Here is a 3000-nt window from a genome sequence, read left to right as displayed (position 1 = left end):
GGAGCATGGACTTACGTCGTAGACAACGACGATGTGCAATATCTTGATGACGATGAATTCGTCACCGAGGTTTACACGGTTACTGCGATTGACGGAACCACCAGTGAAGTAACCATCACCATTAACGGTGCTGATGATCCATCCGAGATCACCGTTGGCGAAGGTGACTCTGACATGGGTGAGGTGACGGAAGATGTCGATGTTGATCCGGAGAGTAACGACTTGATGGCGACGGGAACACTGACGATTACCGATGTTGATGCTAACGATGTCGCGGCTTTTCAACCTAACGGAACGTTTAACCCTGAAGGTTCGACCAATGATACCGCGTTGGGTATGTTGACCATTACCGACGATGGTGAATGGACGTACGTTGTAGATAACGATGAAGTGCAATATCTTGATGACGATGAGTTCGTTACCGAGGTTTATACAGTTACTGCGATTGACGGAACCACAAGTGAAGTGACCATCACCATCAACGGTGCCGATGATCCGTCAGAGATTACTGTTGGTGAAGGTGATTCTGACATGGGTGAAGTGACGGAAGATGTCGATGTCGATCCTGAAAGCAATGACTTGATGGCGACAGGAACATTGACGATCACTGATGTTGATGCCAATGATGTCGCTGCTTTTGAACCCAACGGAACGTTTAATCCGGAAGGTTCGACCAATGATACCGCGTTGGGTATGTTGACCATAACCGATGATGGAGCATGGACTTACGTCGTGGACAACGATGATGTGCAATACCTTGACGACGATGAGGTCGTCACTGAGGTTTACACGGTTACTGCTATTGACGGAACCACAAGTGAAGTAACCATAACCATCAACGGTGCCGATGATCCATCCGAGATTACCGTTGGTGAAGGTGACTCTGATATGGGTGAGGTGACGGAAGATGTCGATGTCGATCCAGAAAGCAACGACTTGATGGCGACGGGAACAATGACGATTACTGATGTTGATGCTAACGATGTCGCTGCTTTTGAACCCAACGGAACGTTTAATCCAGAAGGCTCAACCAATGAGACCGCGTTAGGTATGTTGACCATAACCGATGATGGCGAATGGACGTACGTTGTAGATAACGATGATGTGCAATATCTTGATGACGATGAGTTCGTTACTGAGGTTTACACGGTTACTGCGATTGACGGAACCACAAGCGAAGTGACCATCACCATCAATGGTGCCGATGATCCATCTGAGATTACCGTTGGTGAAGGTGATTCTGACCTGGGTGAGGTGACGGAAGATGTTAATGTCGATCCTGATACTAACGAACTTTCAGCGTCAGGTACTTTAACGATTACTGATGTCGACACGAGTGACATGCCCGCCTTTAAACCTAATGGTGTGTTTACCCCTATTGGGTCTACTTATGCACTTGCTTTGGGTATGTTAACGATTACTCCAGAGGGCGCATGGAGTTATGTCGTTGATAACGATGCGGTTCAATACTTGAATGATGATGACACGGTTATTGAAAGATATGTGGTAACCGCGATCGATGGTGTAGAGCATGTTATCGAGATAACAATCAATGGTGTCAATGACGCACCTGAAGCGACCAGCTTTACGGTCGTTAATGATGAGGACGCGATTATACCTATTCTCTTCGATTCTGAAGATGGCGGCATGCCTGATTACATCTCAGATATAGAAGATGACCATGACGACATTCCACTTAATATTCGAATCGAAAGTTTGCCAACCAACGGCAGCCTCTTGTATACCGACGAAAATGGCGTCACGAGAGAAATTGTACAGTCTGATGTTGATAACGGTGAGTTGTTTGTTCCGAACAATATCAGCTTCGTTGCCGGGCCTGGAGAAATGTTTGAAATGGGCTTTAGTGGCGATCCAGACGATATGCCAGATCTCGTTGATGGTTTCTATAATTGGGGTGTCGCGGTATCACCAACCGAAAGGCTAATTACCTTAGCTAACGGAAATACCATTACGCTATCGATTGACGACAATAACGACAAACCCCTACAGCAGTATCAAGGTGAACAGCCTCATGTTGGTTATGGGATTGGTGATACTGATGGTAAAGGTATGAACATGCAGGAGACCTTGATCATCGACTTTACCAACAACCCACTTGATGTTGTTCATTTTGGATTAGATGGGTTGGGCGGAGAGTTCAATACGAATAGCAGTGTACATATTGAAGTGATTTATACCTTTGCTGACGGGACAACAGCTAGTGAGCAATACCAAAAAGATGAAGGCGATACAGGCAACCAACAGATCTTGTACGAGTTCAGCTACTCGTCACCAAGTAATCCGATTGTTGGTATGGAGCTTTCATCTTCCGGTGGTAATTGGGAGTTGCGTTACGTACAAGGTAATGAAGCTGTAACCGATGACCCTCAATTTGACTATGTCGCAGTAGATTCAAATGGCGCTGAAAGTACAGTCGAAACGGTGACGGTTGATATTGAAGAACCACAACAATATAACGTGACTAGTGCTGCGAGTAACGAGCCTTTATTTGCGGGCTCTGGGAATGATCTGCTTATTGGTGATAGCGATGACAATATTTTCACCTGGTTAGACTCTGCACTCGATAATGGTACAGACATCATTAAAGACTTTGAGCTTTATACCAATGGCTCTGGTGATTTGATCGACCTAAATGATCTGATTGAAGATCCACAAGACGAAACTCAAATGGCCGAGCTTCTTGATATGATCGAAGTGTCGGTCGATGGCGAAGACATCGCTTTGTCTATTCCAATCAATGGTGGAGACGACGTTCAAACAATCGTGATAGAAGGGATCACTACGGAAATGGGTGCTTCAGTTGACCTTGGTAATGATCTCGCAATATTGGGAGAGCTTATTAAAAACGATGCAGCTTAATAGGCATCGTGGAATGCTCCATAGCTTGACGTAATGAAAGCTCTCGGTTTCGGGGGCTTTTTGCGCTCAGGAGTAGCCGAAGAAAAATTACCTGAATCATAGGCAAAAAAAAGGTTCATC

1 protein-coding gene is annotated in these 3000 nt (G+C 45.4%); it reads left to right on the top strand.

The features are described from left to right. A partial coding sequence (locus tag AB4558_RS18185) for a VCBS domain-containing protein (RefSeq protein WP_372158966.1) occupies positions 1-2880 on the top strand: 2880 nt, incomplete at its 5' end. Between the last annotated feature and the right edge of the window lie 120 nt (positions 2881-3000).

It is taken from the genome of Vibrio sp. 10N.222.51.C5, assembly GCF_041474575.1.
Taxonomy (GTDB): domain Bacteria; phylum Pseudomonadota; class Gammaproteobacteria; order Enterobacterales; family Vibrionaceae; genus Vibrio; species Vibrio crassostreae_C.
This window is presented reverse-complemented; position numbering and strand designations above follow the sequence as displayed.